General features: G+C 61.4%; 20 protein-coding genes. 11 read left to right on the plus strand and 9 right to left on the minus strand.

The genetic code is table 11. The annotated features are described in order from the left end of the window. From IWX85_RS16725 to flgL, 11 genes are all read left to right on the plus strand, one after another. Window positions 1–578 (plus strand): methyl-accepting chemotaxis protein (locus IWX85_RS16725; protein ID WP_231379883.1); only part of this gene is annotated, 578 nt, incomplete at its 5' end. A 273-nt stretch (window positions 579–851) separates the two neighbouring features. Beyond that, a complete protein-coding gene (locus IWX85_RS16730; protein ID WP_196870473.1) occupies window positions 852–1,346 on the plus strand; it encodes a chemotaxis protein CheW in 495 nt (164 codons plus the stop codon). Window positions 1,347–1,500: 154 nt separating this feature from the next. Further along, window positions 1,501–3,558, plus strand: coding sequence for a methyl-accepting chemotaxis protein (locus tag IWX85_RS16735; protein WP_196870474.1), 2,058 nt, complete (start codon window positions 1,501–1,503; stop codon window positions 3,556–3,558). A gap of 167 nt (window positions 3,559–3,725) precedes the next feature. Next, on the plus strand, window positions 3,726–5,468 hold the full coding sequence (locus IWX85_RS16740; RefSeq protein ID WP_196870475.1) for a methyl-accepting chemotaxis protein: 1,743 nt from the start codon (window positions 3,726–3,728) through the stop codon (window positions 5,466–5,468). 11 nt (window positions 5,469–5,479) lie between these two features. After that, a complete protein-coding gene (locus IWX85_RS16745) occupies window positions 5,480–5,977 on the plus strand; it encodes a chemotaxis protein CheW (RefSeq protein ID WP_196870476.1) in 498 nt (165 codons plus the stop codon). Between the two features lie 36 nt (window positions 5,978–6,013). Continuing rightward, the gene (locus IWX85_RS20815; protein ID WP_196870477.1) at window positions 6,014–7,759 is read left to right on the plus strand and encodes a methyl-accepting chemotaxis protein; all 1,746 of its coding nucleotides are present in this window, start codon (window positions 6,014–6,016) and stop codon (window positions 7,757–7,759) included. Window positions 7,760–7,770: 11 nt separating this feature from the next. Then, a complete protein-coding gene (locus tag IWX85_RS16755) occupies window positions 7,771–8,268 on the plus strand; it encodes a chemotaxis protein CheW (protein ID WP_036805103.1) in 498 nt (165 codons plus the stop codon). Window positions 8,269–8,283: 15 nt separating this feature from the next. Beyond that, on the plus strand, window positions 8,284–10,020 hold the full coding sequence (locus IWX85_RS20820) for a methyl-accepting chemotaxis protein (RefSeq protein WP_196870478.1): 1,737 nt from the start codon (window positions 8,284–8,286) through the stop codon (window positions 10,018–10,020). A gap of 156 nt (window positions 10,021–10,176) precedes the next feature. Then, window positions 10,177–10,596: a BLUF domain-containing protein gene (locus tag IWX85_RS16765; protein WP_196870479.1), complete on the plus strand. Its 420-nt coding sequence runs from the start codon at window positions 10,177–10,179 to the stop codon at window positions 10,594–10,596. A gap of 163 nt (window positions 10,597–10,759) precedes the next feature. After that, complete coding sequence (flgK, locus tag IWX85_RS16770; protein ID WP_196870480.1) at window positions 10,760–12,682, plus strand: flagellar hook-associated protein FlgK; 1,923 nt, start codon at window positions 10,760–10,762, stop codon at window positions 12,680–12,682. A gap of 20 nt (window positions 12,683–12,702) precedes the next feature. Continuing rightward, window positions 12,703–13,911 carry a flagellar hook-associated protein FlgL gene (flgL, locus tag IWX85_RS16775; RefSeq protein ID WP_196870481.1) on the plus strand — a complete coding sequence of 403 codons (1,209 nt, stop codon included), beginning with the start codon at window positions 12,703–12,705 and terminating at the stop codon, window positions 13,909–13,911. A 59-nt stretch (window positions 13,912–13,970) separates the two neighbouring features. Here flgL and fliR read toward each other — a convergent pair whose 3' ends face one another. The 9 genes from fliR to fliJ all read right to left on the minus strand — a co-directional run bounded on the left by fliR (window position 13,971) and on the right by fliJ (window position 20,246). Further along, the gene (gene fliR, locus IWX85_RS16780; protein WP_036805093.1) at window positions 13,971–14,765 is read right to left on the minus strand and encodes a flagellar biosynthetic protein FliR; all 795 of its coding nucleotides are present in this window, start codon (window positions 14,763–14,765) and stop codon (window positions 13,971–13,973) included. Continuing rightward, window positions 14,766–15,035, minus strand: a complete 270-nt coding sequence (fliQ, locus tag IWX85_RS16785) for a flagellar biosynthesis protein FliQ (protein WP_036805089.1) — start codon at window positions 15,033–15,035, stop codon at window positions 14,766–14,768. It lies immediately after the preceding gene. 50 nt (window positions 15,036–15,085) lie between these two features. After that, window positions 15,086–15,811: a flagellar type III secretion system pore protein FliP gene (gene fliP, locus IWX85_RS16790; protein ID WP_196870500.1), complete on the minus strand. Its 726-nt coding sequence runs from the start codon at window positions 15,809–15,811 to the stop codon at window positions 15,086–15,088. Between the two features lie 53 nt (window positions 15,812–15,864). Beyond that, window positions 15,865–16,338, minus strand: coding sequence for a flagellar biosynthetic protein FliO (fliO, locus tag IWX85_RS16795; RefSeq protein ID WP_036805086.1), 474 nt, complete (start codon window positions 16,336–16,338; stop codon window positions 15,865–15,867). After that, window positions 16,335–16,772 carry a flagellar motor switch protein FliN gene (gene fliN / locus IWX85_RS16800; RefSeq protein WP_196870482.1) on the minus strand — a complete coding sequence of 146 codons (438 nt, stop codon included), beginning with the start codon at window positions 16,770–16,772 and terminating at the stop codon, window positions 16,335–16,337. The genes fliO and fliN overlap by 4 nt, the downstream gene beginning before the upstream one ends. Next, window positions 16,765–17,778 (minus strand): flagellar motor switch protein FliM, encoded by a 1,014-nt coding sequence (gene fliM / locus IWX85_RS16805; RefSeq protein WP_036805081.1) that lies wholly within the window; start codon window positions 17,776–17,778, stop codon window positions 16,765–16,767. The genes fliN and fliM overlap by 8 nt, the downstream gene beginning before the upstream one ends. 23 nt (window positions 17,779–17,801) lie before the next feature. Then, window positions 17,802–18,275 (minus strand): flagellar basal body-associated protein FliL, encoded by a 474-nt coding sequence (gene fliL / locus IWX85_RS16810; protein ID WP_036805078.1) that lies wholly within the window; start codon window positions 18,273–18,275, stop codon window positions 17,802–17,804. Between the two features lie 130 nt (window positions 18,276–18,405). Then, a complete protein-coding gene (locus IWX85_RS16815) occupies window positions 18,406–19,662 on the minus strand; it encodes a flagellar hook-length control protein FliK (protein ID WP_196870483.1) in 1,257 nt (418 codons plus the stop codon). A 128-nt stretch (window positions 19,663–19,790) separates the two neighbouring features. Next, on the minus strand, window positions 19,791–20,246 hold the full coding sequence (gene fliJ, locus IWX85_RS16820; protein ID WP_196870484.1) for a flagellar export protein FliJ: 456 nt from the start codon (window positions 20,244–20,246) through the stop codon (window positions 19,791–19,793). Window positions 20,247–20,249 lie beyond the last annotated feature (3 nt).

Consider the following 20,249-nt stretch of genomic DNA (forward strand, 5'->3'; position numbering starts at 1 on the left):
TCGACATCATCGGCGTGATCGACGGGATTGCCTTTCAGACCAACATTCTGGCGCTCAACGCCGCAGTCGAGGCGGCCCGGGCGGGCGAGCAGGGCAGGGGCTTTGCGGTGGTTGCCGCCGAGGTGAGGAACCTGGCCCAGCGCAGCGCCGCGGCTGCCAAGGAGATCAAGGTGCTGATTGGCGACTCGGTGGACAAGGTTGAAGAAGGCAGCAAACAGGTGGCCGAGGCGGGCAAGACGATGGACGAGATCGTGGGCAGCGTGCGCAGGGTGACGGACATCATGGCCGAGATCCAGGCGGCCAGCCAGGAGCAGACGCAGGGGATCGAGCAGATCAACCAGGCGATCACGCAGATGGACCAGGTGACGCAGCAAAACGCGGCATTGGTCGAAGAGGCGGCAGCGGCCGCGCAGTCGCTGCAGGAGCAGGCCGGCGGGCTCAGCCAGGTGGTCAGCGTGTTCACGCTGGGCAGGGCTGCCCATCAGGACCGGCAACCCACCCACTTTGCAAGCGCCAGGCGAACACCGCTGACGGCGCTGTCTCCCAGCCACGCTTTGCCATCTTTGCAAGGCGGCTGAAATTCCTGGCCAATGCAGCGGACAAAGCTTTAAAAAAGAGCTGATTCACCTCAAGATTTTTCAAATCCGGCCGATAACCAGTGATGCGATCCGCAACAACTTTCCTGCGGCATACCCGCCAAGGCGGGTACCGAGAATCTTTCAATCGTTCAGGGCGTCTTTCCGGATTCACGCCTGTACGTGAAGGACGAAAAGTTATTGTTTGCCAGGTTCTGAGCTGGCACTTCCCGATTGGCGGGCATCTTCAATCTTATTGTTAACAGAGGAACGCACATGCACACGAAAACAGGCAGCTCAATGACGTCGTCTGCCTCCAAAGCACTGGAATTCCTGTCCTTTACCTTGGGGCAGGAAGAGTACGGCATCGACATCCAAAAGGTACAGGAGCTGCGCGGCTACGACACCGTAACGCGCATTGCCAATGCGCCCGAACACATCAAGGGCGTGGTGAACCTGCGCGGGATCATCGTGCCGATCATCGACATGCGCATCAAATTCAACCTGGGAACGCCCACGTACGACCAGTTCACGGTGGTGATCATTCTCAACATCGCCAGCCGGGTCATGGGCATGGTCGTGGACAGCGTCTCGGATGTGATCACGCTCAAGCCGGAACAAATCAAGCCCGCGCCGGCCATGGGCTCGGTGCTGGACACCGAGTACCTGATGGGCCTGGGCACGCTGGACGAGCGCATGCTGATCCTGATCGACCTGGACAGGCTCATGTCCAGCGACGAGATGGGCCTCATCGAAAAGCTGGCGGCCTGAGCGCGCGGCGCAGGAACAGACCAAAACGGACAACCTACTAAAAGCATGAATATGATAAACCGTCAAACAAGCCCCAAGAACTTCGATCCGCTGATGGCGTTTTTACTCGCACGGGGCTTCATCAGCGCAGCCGTGTTTTCATCGGGAGTCCGGCATGCGTGAGCATCATGCACCGCTTCGTTTTGTCTCGATGGCGCGGACCATGACGATCAAGGCAAGCGCCGCCATTTTTTTAGGCATGGCTCTCCTGCTCGTCTTGTTTTATGCCCTGGTGTCATCGCAACAACAGCGTAGCGCCTCGCAATACACCAATGCCAAAGCAGAAAGCATTGCCCGTTCCCTGGATGTATTCGACCAGACCATGAAACTGACGGCAGAAAATGCCTTCAGCGTTTTTCGGCGTCAGTTCGGAGCGGTGCTTGCGCTTGAGGATGCAGACAAAGGCTCTTTGTCGAATTACGGAACACTGATCAACGACAACACCACGGAAGTTGACAGTTTTGCCAGCACCTTTGCAGGAGGCAATGCCACCGTGTTCGTGGTGCATGGAGAAGACTTCAGGCGGATTGCGACCTCGGTGAAAAAGGAAAACGGCGAGCGAGCGGTGGGAACCTTGCTGGACCGCAAAAGTGCCGCTTATGCACTGCTGCGTACCGGAAAAAAGTTTGTCGGTCGGGTGGTGCTGTTCGGGCGACCTTTCATGACTGTCTACATGCCGGTGCGCGACGCGTCTGACAAGGTGGTCGCCGTTCTCTATATCGGTCTGGACATCTCGGGCCAGGAAGCCTCCATGGCGGATGCGGTGAACAAATACCAAATCTTCGACAGCGGTGGCCTTTATGTCATCAACCCAGGCAGTGCGCCTGCCGAGGCCTCCCTGGTCTTTCATCGGAAAGCGGCGGGCAAGAAACTGGCTGAAATTCTGCCTGTCGATTCTGCCAATTGGCTCGCACGCCTGCAGGGTGGCGATGGGCGATGGCTTGACAAGGCGCCGGCAGTTCTTGATCCCTTGCGGAGCGGGTCGTATTTTGCTTCTGTCTCCAAGAGCGAGGCAACAGGCTGGCTGGTGGTTGCTGAAGTTCCTGCTGACGAGGCGCTCGCCGCCCTGTACCGCGAGATGGGGTTTCTCGGTGGCGCCTTCGTGCTGGCCGTCGTGATGATGGCGATTGCGCTCGCCATCATGATTCGACGGGCGGTGAAGCCCCTGCAGCGTATCAGCGAGCGACTGGAAGCCATTGGCCAGGGGGACCTGTCCCAGCCTGTGCTGTCGGATCGGTCCGATGAAATTGGCGTGATCAGCCGGTCCGTGGAGTTCATGCGCAACAGTCTGGTGGACATTGTCGGCAATGTCCGCCAGGGCACCGACACGATCGCCACGGCTTCCAGCCAGATTGCCGCAGGCAACCAGGACCTGTCCTCGCGCACCGAGCAGCAAGCCAGCTCGCTGGAGGAAACCGCCGCCTCGATGGAAGAGCTGACCTCGACCGTCAAACAGAATGCCGACAACGCCAGGCAAGCCAACCAGCTGGCCGTGTCGGCGTCGAGCGTGGCCGTGCGCGGCGGCGCGGTGGTGTCGCAGGTGGTGGACACCATGAGCGCCATCAACGCCTCGTCCAAGAAGATCGTCGACATCATCGGCGTGATCGACGGGATTGCCTTTCAGACCAACATTCTGGCGCTCAACGCCGCAGTCGAGGCGGCCCGGGCGGGCGAGCAGGGCCGGGGCTTTGCGGTGGTCGCCGCCGAGGTGAGGAACCTGGCCCAGCGCAGCGCCGCGGCTGCCAAGGAGATCAAGGTGCTGATTGGCGACTCGGTGGACAAGGTTGAAGAAGGCAGCAAACAGGTGGCCGAGGCGGGCAAGACGATGGACGAGATCGTGGGCAGCGTGCGCCGGGTGACGGACATCATGGCCGAGATCCAGGCGGCCAGCCAGGAGCAGACGCAGGGGATCGAGCAGGTCAACCAGGCGATCACGCAGATGGACCAGGTGACGCAGCAAAACGCCGCGCTGGTGGAGGAAGCTGCGGCGGCCGCGCAGTCGCTGCAGGAGCAGGCCGGCGGGCTCAGCCAGGTGGTCAGCGTGTTCCAGTTGGAGAGCGGGCACGCCACAGCACCCGCCCGGCAAGCTGCCGCCATGCAGGATGCAGCAAGCGCCAGGCCACCCACGCACAGGCAGCCGCCGCGCGACACGCTCGGCATTGTGGGCCCATAGGGGCAGAAACTGGCTGGAGCGGAGGCCTGAATAGCTGCTGACCAGCCACAGCGCCAGGACGGTTAAAAAATTCAGGCACACCGCAGGAAAAGGCCTGACTGAAAAATTGCTTTCACAAAGCAAAGATTCCGAATCTGTATCGCCGTTATTTTTCGAAAGTTATTCTCATGATCCTCAACAACATCAAGGTGGGCAGCCGACTCGCGCTGGCCTTTGGCCTGATTCTGCTCATCACGGCAGTGATTGCCAGCATCGGTGTCTGGCGCCTGCAGGAGCTTGCCAGCACCACCCGCCAGCTTGGCGTTGAGGACAACGAAAAACTCAAGATGGCCATGCGATTGCGCCAGACCATTGACTTGAACTGGATTCGCACCCAGGCTTCCGTGCTGGATGCCGACACCAGCCGCATAGCGATGTGGCAGGCCGAGATGGACAAAACCTCTGAAATCTCGGTCTCGTCCCGCAAGTATTTAATCGAGAACATTCGTTCGGACGAAGGCAAGAAGTTGGTGGCCAACATCGATGCAGCGCGTGAAGCCTACCATACGCCACGGGCGGCGCTGCTGAAAAGAAAGCTCGCTGGCGAAGATGTGAATGCCGCCTTCGAGCGCGACCTCAAACCGCTGGCGATGGCCTACAGCGAGTCGGTCCACCAGCTGGAAAAGCGCCAGCAGCTGCGGTACGACGTTTCGCTGACAGAGGCAGAACACAATGCCGCGCAAGGCCGGACGATACTTCTGGCAGGCGCCGCGCTGGCTTTGCTGCTGGGCGCTGCGCTGTCGTTTTTTCTGAGCCGCTCCATCATTTTTCCGCTACAGCAGGCTGGCCGCAGCGCGCGCAGCATCGCCGACGGGAACCTGACCGAGCCTATCGTCAGTGTGGGCCGCGACGAAGCTGCTCAACTGCTGGACGACCTGAAACACATGCAGTCCCGGCTGGCGACGATCGTCGGCAACGTCCGCCAGGGGGCGGACACCATTGCCACGGCGTCCAGCCAGATTGCTGCGGGCAACCAGGACCTGTCCAGCCGCACCGAGCAACAAGCCTCTTCACTCGAAGAAACCGCCGCCTCGATGGAAGAGCTGACCTCGACCGTCAAGCAAAACGCCGACAACGCGCGCCAGGCCAACCAGCTCGCCGTCTCGGCGTCTAGCGTTGCCGTTAAGGGCGGCAACGTTGTCGCGCAGGTGGTGGATACCATGGGCGCTATCAACACCTCGTCGCGCAAGATCGTCGACATCATCGGCGTGATCGACGGCATTGCGTTTCAGACGAACATCCTGGCGCTGAATGCCGCAGTGGAAGCGGCAAGAGCGGGCGAGCAGGGGCGGGGCTTTGCCGTCGTGGCCGCTGAAGTCAGAAGCCTGGCGCAGCGCAGCGCGACAGCGGCCAAGGAGATCAAGGTGCTCATCGATGATTCGGTGGAAAAGGTTGGCGAGGGCAGCCGCCAGGTAGCCGACGCGGGCAAAACGATGGAAGAAATCGTGGACAGCGTGCGCCGCGTGACCGACATCATGGCCGAGATCACCGCAGCCAGCCAGGAGCAGACGCAGGGTATCGAGCAGATCAACCAGGCGATCACGCAGATGGACCAGGTGACGCAGCAAAACGCTGCCCTGGTCGAGCAAGCAGCGGCTGCGGCCGCGTCGCTGCAGGAACAGGCCAGTGGCCTCTTGCAAGTCGTGAGCGTCTTCAAGCTGGGGAGCAGCGAGCAGCAGCTCAGGCACGCAGCGCCGCCCAGGCCAACGGCAGTGCGTCCCAACCGTGCACAGGCCAAGCAGCCGCCAGCAATCAAGCACGCCATTGCCGCGCCCCAGGCAGCGCGCACGCGCAGCAGCGATGCTTTGCCCGCCACTCGTTTGGCCGCAGCGACCAGCACGACAGGCGCTGGCGAGTGGGAAGAGTTCTAACAGGACAAGCCATGCACGCAACAACCAGCACTGCCTCTTCCACCGCTGCAGCTCCCAAGGCGCTGGAGTTTTTGTCCTTCAACTTGGGCCAGGAAGAGTACGGCATCGATATCCAGAAAGTGCATGAGTTGCGCGGCTATGACGCGGTCACGCGCATTGCCAACGTGCCCGAGCACATCAAAGGCGTGGTGAACCTGCGCGGCATCATCGTTCCCATCGTGGACATGCGCATCAAGTTCCAGCTCGGCGAGCCGACGTACGACCAGTTCACGGTGGTGATTATTTTGAACTTGGCCAGCCGCGTGATGGGCATGGTGGTCGACGGCGTCTCGGACGTGATCGCCTGGAGCCCGGAGCGGGTCAGGCCCGCACCCGAGATCGGTTCGGTACTGGATACCAACTACCTCATCGGCCTGGGCACGTTCGATGAACGCATGCTGATTCTGGTGGATATCGAGAAGCTGATGTCGAGTGCGGAGATGGGCCGGGTCGCGCAGACCTTGCAATAAGTTCGTCATTTAACACACCAACCACTAGAAAGCCTTATGAAACTCAGTCTTGCCAAGCGTTTGTACGCCTCATTCGGATTCGTGATCCTCATGCTGGTCGTCAGCGGTGCCTTGGTCTGGCAGTTGGGCCGCCTGGCCGATCAGACGCTGGAGGCGGGGCGTAACAGTACCGTGCAGACGGCGGCGCTGGCCGATGCCCAGAGCGCCTTGTGGGAGCTGCGCTGGGGTGTGGCCCAGATGATTGCCCTGACCGACGACGCAGCGCGCGCCAAGGTGCTCGCCAACAGCCCCAGGCTGCGCGAGGAAGCCGAGAAAGCCCTGGCCAAGTTCGAGAGCTTGGCCAGCCATGCAGAGGAACGCAAAAGCCTGAAGACGCTGCGCGAGACTTTTACCACTTATGTTGAAGGGCGCGCCAGATGGGGCACGGCTTTCTCAGAGGGCAAGATCGAGGAAGCGGCAAAAATTCGCGCCGAGGTCACCACGCCGGTGGGGGCGGCTACGGTTAAGGGTTTCGCTGAACTGATCGAGATGCAACGCAAGAACAGCGCGGAGTCTTTTGAGGCCGCCAACCAATCCATCGACAAGCTGCGTACGATCATTGTTGTCTTCATGCTGCTGGCCGCCGTCATATCACTGGCGATCGTGATTTGGGTCGTCAAGGCCATCACTCGCCAGCTGGGGGGTGAGCCAGATTACGCATCTACCGTGGCCCGCGAAATTGCTGCCGGCAACCTTGCCATTGATGTGCAAGTGCGCGCTGGCGACAACACCAGTCTGTTGTTTGCGATGAAGGGCATGCGTGACAGCCTGGCTCAAGTCGTCGGTGAAGTCCGCCAAAGCACCGACACCATTGCCACGGCGTCGAGCCAGATTGCCGCAGGCAACCAGGACCTGTCCAGCCGCACCGAGCAGCAGGCTTCCTCGCTGGAAGAAACCGCTGCATCGATGGAGGAACTCACATCCACCGTCAAGCAAAACGCTGAAAACGCCCGCCAAGTCAACCAGCTGGCGCTAACCAACTCGGGTTTGGCGGCGCGCGGCGGAGCGGTCGTCGCCCAGGTGGTGCACACCATGAGCGCCATCAACACCTCGTCCAAGAAGATTGTCGACATCATCGGCGTGATCGACAGCATTGCCTTTCAAACCAACATCCTGGCGCTCAATGCTGCCGTTGAAGCGGCCCGCGCTGGCGAGCAAGGCAGAGGCTTTGCCGTGGTGGCATCAGAAGTCAGAAGCCTGGCCCAGCGCAGCGCCGCAGCGGCCAAAGAGATCAAGACACTGATCGGCGACTCGGTCGACAAGGTCGCAGAAGGCAGCCAACAAGCTATAGAAGCCGGCAAGACCATGACCGAGATCGTCGGCAGCGCCCAACGCGTGGCCGACATCATGGCCAAGATCACCGCGGCCAGCCAGGAGCAGACCCAGGGCATCGAGCAGGTCAACCAGGCGATCGCGCAAATGGACCAGGTGACGCAGCAAAACGCCGCGCTGGTCGAGGAAGCGGCAGCGGCAGCTGCTTCGCTGCAGGAGCAGGCCGGCGGCCTCTTGCAAGTCGTGAGCGTCTTCAAGCTGGGGAGCAGCGAGCAGCAGCTCAGGCACGCAGCGCCGCCCAGGCCAACGGCAGTGCGTCCCAACCGTGCACAGGCCAAGCAGCCGCCAGCAATCAAGCACGCCATTGCCGCGCCCCAGGCAGCGCGCACGCGCAGCAGCGATGCTTTGCCCGCCACTCGTTTGGCCGCAGCGACCAGCACGACAGGCGCTGGCGAGTGGGAAGAGTTCTAACAGGACAAGCCATGCACGCAACAACCAGCACTGCTTCTTCCACCGCTGCAGCTCCCAAGGCGCTGGAGTTTTTGTCCTTCAACTTGGGCCAGGAAGAGTACGGCATCGATATCCAGAAAGTGCAGGAGTTGCGCGGCTATGACGCGGTCACGCGCATTGCCAACGTGCCCGAGCACATCAAAGGCGTGGTGAACCTGCGCGGCATCATCGTTCCCATCGTGGACATGCGCATCAAGTTTCAGCTCGGCGAGCCGACGTACGACCAGTTCACGGTGGTGATTATTTTGAACCTGGCCAGCCGCGTGATGGGCATGGTGGTCGACGGCGTCTCGGACGTGATCACCTTGACGCCCGAGCAGATCAAGCCGGCGCCGGAGATGGGCTCGGTGCTGGAGACGGGCTACCTGATCGGGCTGGGAACGTTGGACGAACGCATGCTGATTCTGGTGGATATCGACAAGCTGATGTCGAGCAGCGAGATGGGGTTGATTACCGAAGCCGCTTATTAAAGAAACAAAAAAATTATGAACAATCTCAAAATATCCACCCGTCTGATGATTCTGATCAGCATTTTGTCGATCTTGCTGATTGGTATTGGCAGCATTGGCCTGTTCGGCATCAGCCAGTCCAACGAAGCGCTGAAAACGGTGTATGCAGACCGCACCGTGCCGATCAGTCAGCTTGGTGAGATCGACAGCCTTTCTCTGGCAAACCAGCTGTTTCTTGCGTCCAGCTATATCACGCCCATACCCGAGGACATTGCCAAAAAAACCGCCCAGATCGACGCCAATATCATGGCCATCGGCAAAATATGGGAGGCTTATATGGCAAGTTATTTGATACCAGAGGAGCGAGAAATCGCCAGAACATTTGCCGAGGCGCGCGCTAAATTTGTGCGGGAAGGACTCAAGCCTGCCGTGGAAGCCCTGCGTGCCAACGACCTGGAAGACGCCAAACTGATCATGAACGAAAAGGTCGGTCCGCTTTCTGTTCCCTTTCGGGCGGCTCTGAACGCGCTGGCCAAGCTGCAGCTTGAAGTCGCAAAAGCTGAATACGATGGCGCCATTTCGCAGTACCAAACTATTCGCAATGCGGCTATCAGCGCTATCGTGGCTGGGGTTTTGTTTGCCCTGGTTTTCGGCCTGTTCCTGATCCGGGGCATCACGCGTTCACTGGCCCAAGCCATGGCCGCTTCCAATGCGGTTGCGCAAGGTGACCTGACGCATCCCATCTTGGTCAAGGGAAAGGATGAAGTCGCCCAACTGCTGACTTCTCTCTCGGCCATGCAGTCCAGTCTGATCGGTATCGTCGGTCAGGTCCGCCAAGGCACCGACACCATCGCCACGGCGTCCAGCCAGATCGCTGCGGGCAACCAGGATCTGTCCAGCCGCACCGAGCAGCAGGCGTCCTCGCTCGAAGAAACAGCCGCCTCAATGGAAGAACTCACTTCCACCGTTAAGCAAAACGCCGACAACGCGCGCCAGGCCAACCAGCTCGCCGTTTCGGCATCTAGCGTGGCCGTGCGTGGCGGCGCGGTGGTGGCGCAGGTGGTGGGCACGATGGGCGCCATCAACACCTCGTCGAAAAAGATCGTCGACATCATCGGCGTGATCGACGGGATTGCCTTCCAGACCAACATCCTGGCACTCAATGCGGCGGTCGAAGCAGCGCGGGCTGGCGAGCAGGGCCGGGGCTTTGCGGTGGTCGCCGCCGAGGTGAGAAATCTGGCACAAAGAAGCGCGGCGGCGGCCAAAGAGATCAAGACCCTGATTGGCGACTCGGTGGACAAGGTCGAGGAGGGCGGCCGGCAGGTGCTTGAAGCGGGGAAAACAATGGACGAGATCGTTGACAGCGTACGCCGCGTGACGGACATCATGGCCGAGATCCAGGCGGCCAGCCAGGAGCAGACGCAGGGGATCGAGCAGATCAACCAGGCGATCACGCAGATGGACCAGGTGACGCAGCAAAACGCGGCATTGGTGGAAGAGGCGGCAGCGGCGGCGCAGTCGCTGCAGGAGCAGGCTGGCGGTTTGCTGCAGGTGGTCAGCGTGTTCAAGCTGGGCAGCGAAGACCCGCAACTTGCTTCGTCAAGCCGCCATTCCCCGGTGCGGCCTGCGTCAAACAAGCGAGACGCTCAGCACAAGCAGCCCCCTGCGGTCAAGCGCGCCATTGCCGCGCCAGCGCCAAAGGCACGCAAGACGCCGCTGCCCGCCCCACAACTGGCTGCAGCGAGTGCCGCCGGGCAGTGGGAGGAGTTTTGAACGCCACAGGCCTCAAGGGCGCAGGAAAAGCACAGGGTTACTACTGACCCAAGTAGCTATTTCTGCCGCAGGTCTGGGAAAATAATTTTCAGTTGCGTTCGGTCGCAAGCAACAGCACAAGAACGCAGCGCATTCATTGTCATCAAGGAAAACGCCATGTTGCTTCGCATTATTTATGTCAGTCGGGCCAGATATTCTCTTCCGCTTGAGCTTAAAGATATCTTGGCCTCGTCCCGCAAAAACAACCCTGCATTGGGTGTCACCGGGGCCATGGGCTTTCTTGATGGACTTTATCTGCAGTATCTCGAGGGCGAGGCCAGCGTCGTTACCACGCTGTACAAGCGAATCGAACAAGATTCCCGCCACGCGGCACCGAAGATCCTCGAAAGCAAGCCGATTTCAGAGCGTGCATTTCCTGGCTGGTCGATGGGTTTGCTCACCTGGAATGACGAAACCAAAAAGATTTTTCAACAATTCAACCCTTCGGGCTCGCTCGATCTTTATAACGCAGACACCGTAACGATTAATTCGCTGGTTCGAAGCTTGACCGCCAGCGCCAACTGGATGGCCTTGTGATGATGTGCTTCAGGGCGGCACCGCCTGGCTTGCGCACCCGGAAATCAATCATTACAAATTCTGTCCATTCCACGCTCAAGTTTTTCTGGCGGTTTGTCGTTAAACGCGGTGTAGGTCTTTAAAAGCTTTCGGGTACAGGTCGTTGCTTCAGGGAATCAGGTTTATGTCGAACAACATGTTTTATACCGGGCTTAGCGGCCTGAATGCCGCGCAGGCGGCACTGGTGACGACGGGTCACAACACTGCCAACATCAATACCCCCGGCTACAGCCGGCAGACTGCGCAGATTTCCGCGAGTGGCGGCTCGAACATCCCCGGTGTGGGTTTCTTCGGAAACGGCGTCAAAGTCACCGAGGTCAGCCGCAGTTACGACCAGTACCTCACGTCACAGCTCAACCAGGCCCAGTCGATGAACCAGTCGCTGACCACCTATGGGGCGCAGATCAACCAGATCGACAACCTGCTGGCCAACCAGACGGCCGGTCTGGCGCCGCAGATGCAGACGCTGTTTACCCATGTGCAAGCGGTGGCCAATACCCCGGCCGACACTTCGGCGCGCCAGCAGCTGATCAGTTCCAGCCAGGCGCTGGCCAACCAGTTCCGCTCGATGGACCAGTACCTGACCGGCCTGAACGCCAATGTGAATGGTCAGGTGTCGGGCATGGTCGACCAGATCAATACCTACGCAGGACAAATTGCCAGCCTGAACAAGCAGGTGGCCATGTTCGGCAATGCCTCGGGCTCTCAGGCCCCGAATGACCTTCTGGACCAGCGCGACCAGCTGGTCAGCGACCTGAGCAAGCTGGTCGGAACCAAGGTGGTGGTGCAGGATGGTGGCCAGTTCAACGTCTTCATTGGCAACGGGCAAACGCTGGTGCTGGGCGGCAAGGCGACCACGCTTGCCGCCGTCAGCTCCAGCATCGATCCGGGCCGCACCACCCTGGCGGCCGTGAACACTGCTGGCAAGGCCCTGGAGATTCAGGAGGACATGGTCACCGGTGGCACGCTGAGCGGCTTGCTGCGGTTCCGGGATGAAACGCTGTCCAATGCGCAGAACGCGCTGGGCCGCATGGCCATTTCGCTGTCGGACTCCTTCAATGCCCAGCAAAAACTCGGTGTCGATCTCAACGGCGACATGGGAAGCAATTTTTTCTCGCAGGCCAGCCCGGCTGTTGTTTCCAATGCAAACAACAGCCAGGCCGCGCCGGTCGGCGCCCTGACGGCAAGCTTTGCCGACATCGGCAAGCTGACCACCAGCGATTACCGGGTCGATGCCACCGGGCCCGGGGCCTTCAAGGTGACGCGGCTGTCAGACAACGCCACGGTGGCGGCTGATTCCACGGGTGCGTTTGACGGCTTGACACTGAACTTCACCGGCGGCGTTGCCACAGACTCCTTCCTGGTGCAGCCGACCCGCACCGGCGCGCGCGATCTGACAGTGAACCTGGTCGACCCCGCCAAGGTTGCGGCGGCTTCGCCCCTTGTTACCGGCAACGCTTTTAACAACAAGGGCAGCGCTGCCATCGGCACGCCCAAGGTTGACGCGGGCTACCTGGGCTCGGCCACGCAGCTTTCAACGATGGGCGTGAGCCTGACCTACGACAGCGCCACCAGCACCTTTTCCGGCATGCCGGCGAATGCGGTGGTGACCGCAACAACGGTGAATGGCGCACCCGTGACCACCCTGGCCTTTGACGGCATCACGGTCAGCATCAGCGGCACCCCGGCCGAGGGCGACTCCTTCACCATCGGGAAAAACACCGGCGGCGTGTCGGATGGCAGCAATGCCTTGCTGCTGGGCGCGCTGCAAAACAAGAAAACCATGGCCGGCGGCACCGCCAGCTTCAGCGATGCCTATGCGCAACTGGTCAGCACGGTGGGCAACAAGGCACGGCAGCTGCAGATATCGAACACTGCGCAAACCAGCCTGACACTGCAGATCCGCACCGCCCAGCAGTCGGTGTCGGGGGTCAACCAGGATGAAGAAACCGCCAATTTGCTGATGTTCCAGCAGATGTACCAAGCCAATGCCAAGGTGATCCAGACCGCATCGACCATGTTCGACGCCGTGCTGGGCATCCGCTAAACGCACCCCCAGGAGCCCACATGCGCATCAGCACACAGACCTTTTACGAGCAAAGCCGCACCAGCATGGGTTCGCAGCAGAGCAGCCTGCTGCGCGTGCAGCAGCAGCTTGGCGCCGGAACCAAGATCCTTGCGCCTTCGGACGATCCGCTGGGCGCCACCCGCGCGCTGGCCATTTCCCAGTCGATCTCGCTCACGGCGCAGTACTCGGCCAGCCGCGACCATGCCGTGCAGACCTTGTCGCTGGAAGAAAATGCCCTGCAAAGTGTCACCAGCTTGCTGCAGAACATCAAGAGCAGCCTGATTGAAGCTGGCAACGGCACGATGACCGATGCCGACCGCGCCACCATTGCCACCACGCTGCAAAGCAACCTGGACCAGTTGCAGGGACTGGCCAACACCGACGACGGCAACGGCCAGTTCTTGTTTGCCGGCTTCAGGAGCAGCAGCGCCCCCTTTGTACGCCAGGCAGGCGGCAGCATCGAATACAACGGCGACCAGGGCCAGCGCCAGGTGCAGGTCGATGTGTCGCGGCAGATGGCGGGAACGGACGACGGGCGCAGTATTTTTATGTCGGTGCAATCAGGCGCGGGTTACGTGGCGTCGGCGCCGAGCACCAACACCGGCAGCGGCGTTTTCAGCTCGACGTCGGTGGTCAACCCGAACGACGTGGATTACGGCAAGGATTTCGTCATCAGCTTTCCGGACGCCGGAAGCTATCAGGTCACGGTGCCGCCTTCGGCCACCCCGCTGGTGGCTGCCACGCCTTTCACACCGGGCAGCGCCATCACGTTTGGCGGGCTGCAGATCAGCATCAGCGGCACGCCCGCTGCAGGCGACCAGGTGAATGTTGCCACCGCGAGGAATGCTGGTTCGGACGTGTTTGCCGCCATTGGTGATGTGATCAATGCGCTCAGGACACCGGTGGATGGCCCGGAAAACCAGGCGCTGGTGCTCAATGCCCTGAGCACCGCGAACCGCAAGCTGACCAACGCCCACGACAACGTGCTGACGGTGCGCGCCTCGGTCGGCTCACGCCTGCAGGAGCTCGACGTGCTGGCGGTCGTCGCGGACAACCGCACCCTGTTTGACAAGAGCTATCTGTCGGACCTGCAGGACCTGGATTACAGCAGCGCCATTGCCGAGTTCTACCAGCGTCAGACCGGCTTGCAGGCCAGCCAGCAAACCTTCGTCAAGATCCAGCAGCTTTCCCTGTTCAACTATCTTTAAAAAGTACCGGTCTGCTCGTGCTATTAAAAGAATAGCTGCTAATGCAGGCCAGACTTGCGCTAAGGCCTTAAACCTTGCAAAACTTCCAGCATTGACGTGAAACCGGCGGCAATCCGGGGTTCCAGGAAGGGCGCGAAGTACTGCATCAGCAACTGCAGCATGGCAATGCCTGCGAGCAGCGTGATGGGAAAGCCCACGGCAAAAATGCTGAACTGGGGCGACACACGGTTCAGGATGCCCATGGCCAGGTTCAGCGTCAGCAGCGTGGCAATCAGCGGCAGCGCCAGAATGAGGCCGCCCAGAAATACCTGGCCGCCTGCCGACGCCAGCAGGAACCAGCCGGCGGCCGCCAGCGGCGCGTCGGCAATCGGCAGGATCTGAAAGCTTTCGGCCAGCGTGGCAATCAGCACCAGGTGGCCATCGACCGCCAGGAACACCAGCATGGCCATGACGTTCAGGAACCGCGCCAGCACCATCGTGTTGCCGCCGCTGGTCGGGTCAAAGAAGGACGCGAACGACAGGCCCATCTGCAGGCCGGTGTATTCGCCGGCGGCCTGCACCATGGCAAACACCAGCTTCATGGAAAAGCCCATGGCCGCGCCGATCAGGATTTGCTGCACCACGATCCACAGGCCGGCCGCCGACACCAGCGGCACCTGCGGAAGCGGGCCCAGCGTGGGCGCGATGGCCATCGCCATCAGGCCGGCCAGGGTGACCTTGACCGTTCGAGACACCGCCTTTTCGCTGAACAGGGGTGCCGTGCCGATCAGCGACAGCATTCGGACGAAAGGCCAGAAAAATGCCACCAGCCAGACATTCAGCTGGTCCGAAGTGACGGAAAAGACCGGCGGCAATCAGCCCACCAGTTGCGGAATCGACGAAAACAAGGTGCGCATGTAGTCCAGCACCAGCCCAAGCATCCAGGGGCCGGCGATGACGGCGGTGGCAAACACCGCCAGCAGCTTGGGAATGAAGGACAGCGTCGCTTCATTGATCTGCGTGGCGGCCTGAAACAGGCTGATGAGCAGGCCCGTCACCAGCGCCACCAGCAGCAGCGGCGCGGACAGCAGCAGGGCCAGCTTCATGGCCTCATAGCCCATGCTCATGACGAACTCGGAGGTCATTTCACTTTATTCCTGTGCTGTAAACGTGAACATGGAAAAAGACAAACAGCTCACAGGTAGAAGCTCTGCGCCAGCGCGCCGATCAGCAGCTGCCAGCCGTCCACCAGCACGAACAGCATCAGCTTGAAGGGCAGCGAAATGGTGGCCGGCGGAACCATCATCATGCCCATCGACATCAAGACGCTGGCCACCACCAGGTCAATAATCAGGAAGGGAATGAAAATCGTGAAGCCGATCTGGAACGCGGTCTTTAACTCGCTGATCACATAGGCCGGCAGCAGGATGCGCAGCGGAACCTGTTCAGGCCCCTGCATGTTGTCAATCTTGGCCAGTTTGGCGAACAGTGCCAGGTCGGCTTCCCGGGTCTGCTTGAGCATGAACTGCTTGAACGGCTCGACGCCGCGCTCCAGCGCCTTTTCGGCACTCAGGCTATTTTCCGAGAACGGCTTGTAGGCGTCGGTGTACACCTTGTCGAACACCGGCGACATCACAAAAAATGTCAGGAACAGCGACAGGCCGACCAGGACCTGGTTGGGTGGCGACGACTGCGTTCCTATGGCGGTGCGCAACAGGCCCAGGACAATCAGGATCCGGGTGAAGCTGGTCATCGACAGCAGCAGCGCCGGCAAAAACGACAGCGACGTGATCAGCACCAGCATTTGCACGCTGAGCGACCAGGTCTGCACGCCGCCCGGCCCGGTCGTGCTGGTGATGCCGGGCAGGCCCTGGGCGGATGCCAGACCCGGCAGCATCAAGCAGGCCGCCACGGCAAGCATGAAGCGCAGCAGGGCCGGGCGCACCACCGGCAGTCGCAGGCAGGCCAGCATCCTCAGCCTGCCCTGGACTTGGTCAGTTTGGCCATTGAATCGATCAGTTTTTGCGAGAACGCGCCCGTACCGGTGAACGCAGCCAAGGACGGCGCCGGCGCGTCAGGCAGCTGGCCGGCCGGCATGGTGTGCAGCGCGCGAACCTGGCCGCCGGCAACGCCGAGCACCAGCCATGCGTCGCCAATCTCCACCACCACCACACGTTCACGCTGGCCGACCATGGCGCTGGACACCACCTTGATCAGCTTGCCGTTGCCCGAAGGCTGCAGGCCAAAGCGCCTGGCCATCCAGGCAAACCCAAAGATCAGCCCGATGACCACGGCCAGGCCCAGGCCGGCCTGCAGCAGGCCGGCCGCCGCGAACGAGCGGACCGGCTCGGCAGCGGGGCTGGCGACGGTGGGCAGCACCGCATGGGCCGCATGCCAGGACAATGCCGGCAGCGCAGCCGCCGCCTGCACAAGCACCCGCGCTTTCATCGGCTCAGCTTCTGGATGCGCTCTGACGGCGTGATGATGTCCGTCAGGCGGATGCCAAACTTCTCGTTCACCACCACCACTTCGCCTTGGGCAATCAGGTAGCCATTGATCAAGATGTCCATCGGTTCGCCAGCCAGGCCGTCAAGCTCGACCACCGACCCCTGGGAGAGCTGGAGCAGGCTTTTGATGGTGATGCGCGCCCGGCCCAGTTCGGCCGTCAGCTGCACCGGCACATCGAGCACCCGGTCGATGTCGCCCTGGCCGGCGTCCGGTCCGGCATGGCCCTGTAGTGGCTGGAACACCCGCCCGGCGGCCGGCACGGCTGGCGCTGCGACTGTCGCCTGGGGCGCAGTCGCCGATGCCTGTTCGGCCATGGCGCTTCCCCAGTCATCCATCGCATCGTCCACCGGGTCGGGGTTTTCGAGGTCACTCATGTTCGCTTCCCTTGCTTGAATCTAGGTATTGGTGTTTGATCATTTTCTGGACCCTGAGGGCATAGCGGCCATTGGACATTCCATAGCTGCATTCCATGACGGGCACGCCATTGATTCGCGCCAGCACCGACTCCGGAATATCGACCGGCAGTACATCGCCCACTTTGAGCTTGAGCAACTGGCCAATGCTCGACTGCACGGTCAGGAACTGGGCCTCGAGCTCGACATCGGCGCTTTGCACCTGCTGCGCCAGCTGCTTCACCCAGCGCTTGTCAACCTCGATCTCGTCCTGCAGCGGATTCGACAGCATGCTTCTGATGGGCTCGATCATCGAATACGGAATGCAGACATTGAGCGAGCCGCCCACCGGGCCGAACTCGATGTGAAAGGTGGTGTTGACGACCAGCTCGTTGGGCGTGACGATATTGGCCAGCCGGGCATGCATTTCGGAGCGCACATAGTCGAAGTCGAGCGGATAGACCGGTTGCCAGGCGCTGCCGTAGCTTTCCAGGCTCAGGTTGAGCAGGCGCTTGATGATGCGCTGCTCGGTCGGCGTGAAGTCCCGGCCCTCGACGCGGACGTGGTAGCGGCCATCGCTGCCGAACAGGTTGTCCACCACCAGGAACACCAGCTTCGGGTCAAACACGAACAGCGCCGTGCCGCGCAGCGGCTTCATCTGGATCAGGTTGATGTTGGCGGGAACCGGCAGGTTGCGGATGAAGTCGCCGTACTTCTGGATCTGTATCGCACCGACTGAAATATCGGCATTGCGGCGCATGTAGGTCAGCAGTGCGCTGCGCAGGTGCCTGGCAAAACGCTCGTTGATGACTTCCAGCGTGTGCATCCGGCTGCGCACAATGCGCTCGTCGGTGCCGAAACGGTAAGCCGGCGGGCCCGAAACCACGCCCTCGGCTGCAGCGGATGCACCAGGTGTATCGGTATCGCCCGTGACACCCTGGAGCAAGGCATCGACCTCCTCCTGTGACAGCTGCTGTTCATAAGCCATGGAAAAATTTCATTCGGGCGGCTTTACTGCAGCATGAAGGTGGTGAACATCACGCTGGATATTTTCTGCTGCGGCGTGTTCGGGCCAAAAGGCTTGCCCAGCGACAGGATGATTTCGCCGCTCAGCCGGGCTTTGTCCTCGGGCGTCGCCAACGACTCGGCTTCGCGGTTGGACAGTGTGCTCAGCACCCGGCTGCGCACTTCAGGCAGGTACTGGGTCATTTGCACCTGCGATTTCGCATCGGCCATTTTCAGTGTCACGGCGACATGCAGAAAACGGTTTCTGCCGCCGGGCTGCAGATTGACCGTGAAGGGCTCCAGCGCAAAGAAGATCGGCGCTTCGACCTTGACTTGCGCAGGGGCCGGCGCGGCGTTGCCCTTCATGAACCAGTAGCCGCCGCCTCCCGCGCCTGCCAGTGCCAACGCCAGCAGACCGAAGACAAGGATTTTCCGTTTGCTTTTGCCGGGAGGTGCGGTTTCTTCTTTGCTGGTAGCCATGAGGGGTGTGCCTTGGGTGTAAAGGCCATTGTTGGCCAGAAGGGCTTGATTGCATGGCTTGATAAAAAGGGGTAAAGCGCTTCAACTCAGGCCTTTGCACGGTGCCGGCAATTCTTCCCTTCAGGCCGGCTCAGGCGTAGGTGTCAATGCGCAGCCCCTGACCGGGGCGGCGCTGCAACGCAGCCGGCTGGCCGGAAAAAAGCAGCGCGGCCTTGTCCGCTTCCCGGCCACGGGGGCTGGTGCGTGGCGAAGTGCCGCCGGAATCGCCCTGGCTGTTGGCAAACGCTGTCTGCGACTGGCTTTCGGCGCCGACCGAGGTCTGGCCCAGGCTGATGCCGCTTTCGGCCAGCAGCGCCCGCAGTTGCGGCAACGCCGCTTCCACGGCAGCCCGAACAGACCCATGCGCCGAGACGAAGGCCGCCTGCATCTGGTGGTCGCTCATGCTCAGCGTGACCTTCAACGGTCCAAGCCCGGGAGGATTGAGCTGGAGTTCTGCCACCTGGCGGTCGGCCGCGCTCAGGTGGATGACCTGCTGGCCCAGCGCCTTGCCCCATTCGCTGCTGCCCACCTCGGGCGTCAGCAGTGCCGATGCCACGGGCGCTGGCGTATTTGACGCCGCCAGGCTGCCCGGCTGCTGCAGCGCACCGACTCCAGGCGGCGCCAGGGAGGCCGTGCCAGCAAAAGACATGGTGTCCGCTGCTTCCAGCAAGGGTTCGGCCCGTCCATCAAGGGCTGCGGCCGTGCTGTTGGCGCCATCGTCGCCTGGTCCGGACGATGGGTCCGACAGGCCTGCGCTGGCTGCATTGGCCTGCGCCATCGCCGCGCGGGGGTCTGCGGCCATGGGCATGCCGATGCGGGCTGCTGTCGCCCGGACCTGGGCCGGCGCCAGGTCAGCGGATTTGGGGAGGATGGCGCCTAGGCCCAGGGATATCGCCGCCTGGGCGTTCGTGTCCCCCACGATACCGGATGCATCTGCAAGCCCGCCCGCCGCCGCTGGCGCTGCCGCCAGCAGGTTGTTCAGGCCGGCATCGGCAGGAATTTCAGGGTTTTCGATCGGGCCAGCAGCTGCGGCACCGCCTGGCACGGCCGTAGCGGCAGTAGCGTGCCTGCTTTCCAGCGGAACCGTCAGCAGCACTGCCATCGGGTTGACGCTGTCTTGCGCAGGCGCTTTTTCAGCATCGGCCAGACGGCGTGCGGTCTTGGCCGGAGCAGGCCTGACAACCGGTTCAGCAGGCTTTTCCTGACCGGCTTCGCGTGAGCGGGCCATGGCTTCGCCAAAGCTTCCGGGCTGGCTGGCGTCCTGGTCGCCGGAGCGTGCGGACGCCCGGGTGCCGGGACTGACTGTTGGCGGCGGCGCGGCCGCTGGGGATGAAAGGATGAAAGGCATGTCGGGCTCCGTAAACCAAGGGGTTTATTCAATTTCCAAATCAATCCGGTATGTCGTTGCTTCGACTTGCCGTGCTTCAGCACTGTCGGCGGCTTCGCGCCTGATCTCGGATTGATTTAAAAACGGAATCAGTCGGTCAATGCCGTGGAACGCAGGAAAAACTGTCGGGCAGAGCGCTCGTCGCTTTCGCGCTGTTCCTTTTTATTGGCCACCCCGAGCTCGAACTGGCGAACCCGGTCCGCCAGCGTGCCGAAGGAAATCAAGCGGCGCTTGCTGCTTTGCCAGTCGGTGCGACCCTGCCCCAGGCGGGTGTCAGCCTGCAGGGTCAGCGCCCGCTGCTGCTCGATGGCGCTGTCAAGCGTGCCGATGAAGTTCTGGAAGTTGCGCACCTGCGACGCAGGCAGGCCGCCTTGCATCTGCCCGTTAAACTGCGCCAGGTATTCCTGCCGGTACTGCACCAGCATCTCCAGCTTGGCACTGGCACTGGTCTGGGCGTTTTGCAACTGGCCCAGCCGGCGCGTGGCGTCGTCGGTCTTGGTCTGGGCCAGTTCGATGAGCGTGGCAAGCGGCAGTTTTTCAGACATGGT

The organism is Polaromonas sp. CG_9.11, assembly GCF_015752225.1.
In the GTDB taxonomy this organism is placed as follows: domain Bacteria; phylum Pseudomonadota; class Gammaproteobacteria; order Burkholderiales; family Burkholderiaceae_C; genus Polaromonas.

Bases quoted from the DNA above. Each gene is read 5' to 3' on its own strand.
- IWX85_RS16730 (WP_196870473.1), top strand. From the start codon at position 852: ATGCACACGAAAACAGGCAGCTCAATGACGTCGTCTGCCTCCAAAGCA.
- IWX85_RS16735 (WP_196870474.1), top strand. From the start codon at position 1,501: ATGCGTGAGCATCATGCACCGCTTCGTTTTGTCTCGATGGCGCGGACC.
- IWX85_RS16740 (WP_196870475.1), top strand. From the start codon at position 3,726: ATGATCCTCAACAACATCAAGGTGGGCAGCCGACTCGCGCTGGCCTTT.
- IWX85_RS16745 (WP_196870476.1), top strand. From the start codon at position 5,480: ATGCACGCAACAACCAGCACTGCCTCTTCCACCGCTGCAGCTCCCAAG.
- IWX85_RS20815 (WP_196870477.1), top strand. From the start codon at position 6,014: ATGAAACTCAGTCTTGCCAAGCGTTTGTACGCCTCATTCGGATTCGTG.
- IWX85_RS16755 (WP_036805103.1), top strand. From the start codon at position 7,771: ATGCACGCAACAACCAGCACTGCTTCTTCCACCGCTGCAGCTCCCAAG.
- IWX85_RS20820 (WP_196870478.1), top strand. From the start codon at position 8,284: ATGAACAATCTCAAAATATCCACCCGTCTGATGATTCTGATCAGCATT.
- IWX85_RS16765 (WP_196870479.1), top strand. From the start codon at position 10,177: ATGTTGCTTCGCATTATTTATGTCAGTCGGGCCAGATATTCTCTTCCG.
- flgK (WP_196870480.1), top strand. From the start codon at position 10,760: ATGTCGAACAACATGTTTTATACCGGGCTTAGCGGCCTGAATGCCGCG.
- flgL (WP_196870481.1), top strand. From the start codon at position 12,703: ATGCGCATCAGCACACAGACCTTTTACGAGCAAAGCCGCACCAGCATG.
- fliQ (WP_036805089.1), bottom strand. From the start codon at position 15,035: ATGACCTCCGAGTTCGTCATGAGCATGGGCTATGAGGCCATGAAGCTG.
- fliP (WP_196870500.1), bottom strand. From the start codon at position 15,811: ATGCTTGCCGTGGCGGCCTGCTTGATGCTGCCGGGTCTGGCATCCGCC.
- fliO (WP_036805086.1), bottom strand. From the start codon at position 16,338: ATGAAAGCGCGGGTGCTTGTGCAGGCGGCGGCTGCGCTGCCGGCATTG.
- fliN (WP_196870482.1), bottom strand. From the start codon at position 16,772: ATGAGTGACCTCGAAAACCCCGACCCGGTGGACGATGCGATGGATGAC.
- fliM (WP_036805081.1), bottom strand. From the start codon at position 17,778: ATGGCTTATGAACAGCAGCTGTCACAGGAGGAGGTCGATGCCTTGCTC.
- fliL (WP_036805078.1), bottom strand. From the start codon at position 18,275: ATGGCTACCAGCAAAGAAGAAACCGCACCTCCCGGCAAAAGCAAACGG.
- IWX85_RS16815 (WP_196870483.1), bottom strand. From the start codon at position 19,662: ATGCCTTTCATCCTTTCATCCCCAGCGGCCGCGCCGCCGCCAACAGTC.
- fliJ (WP_196870484.1), bottom strand. From the start codon at position 20,246: ATGTCTGAAAAACTGCCGCTTGCCACGCTCATCGAACTGGCCCAGACC.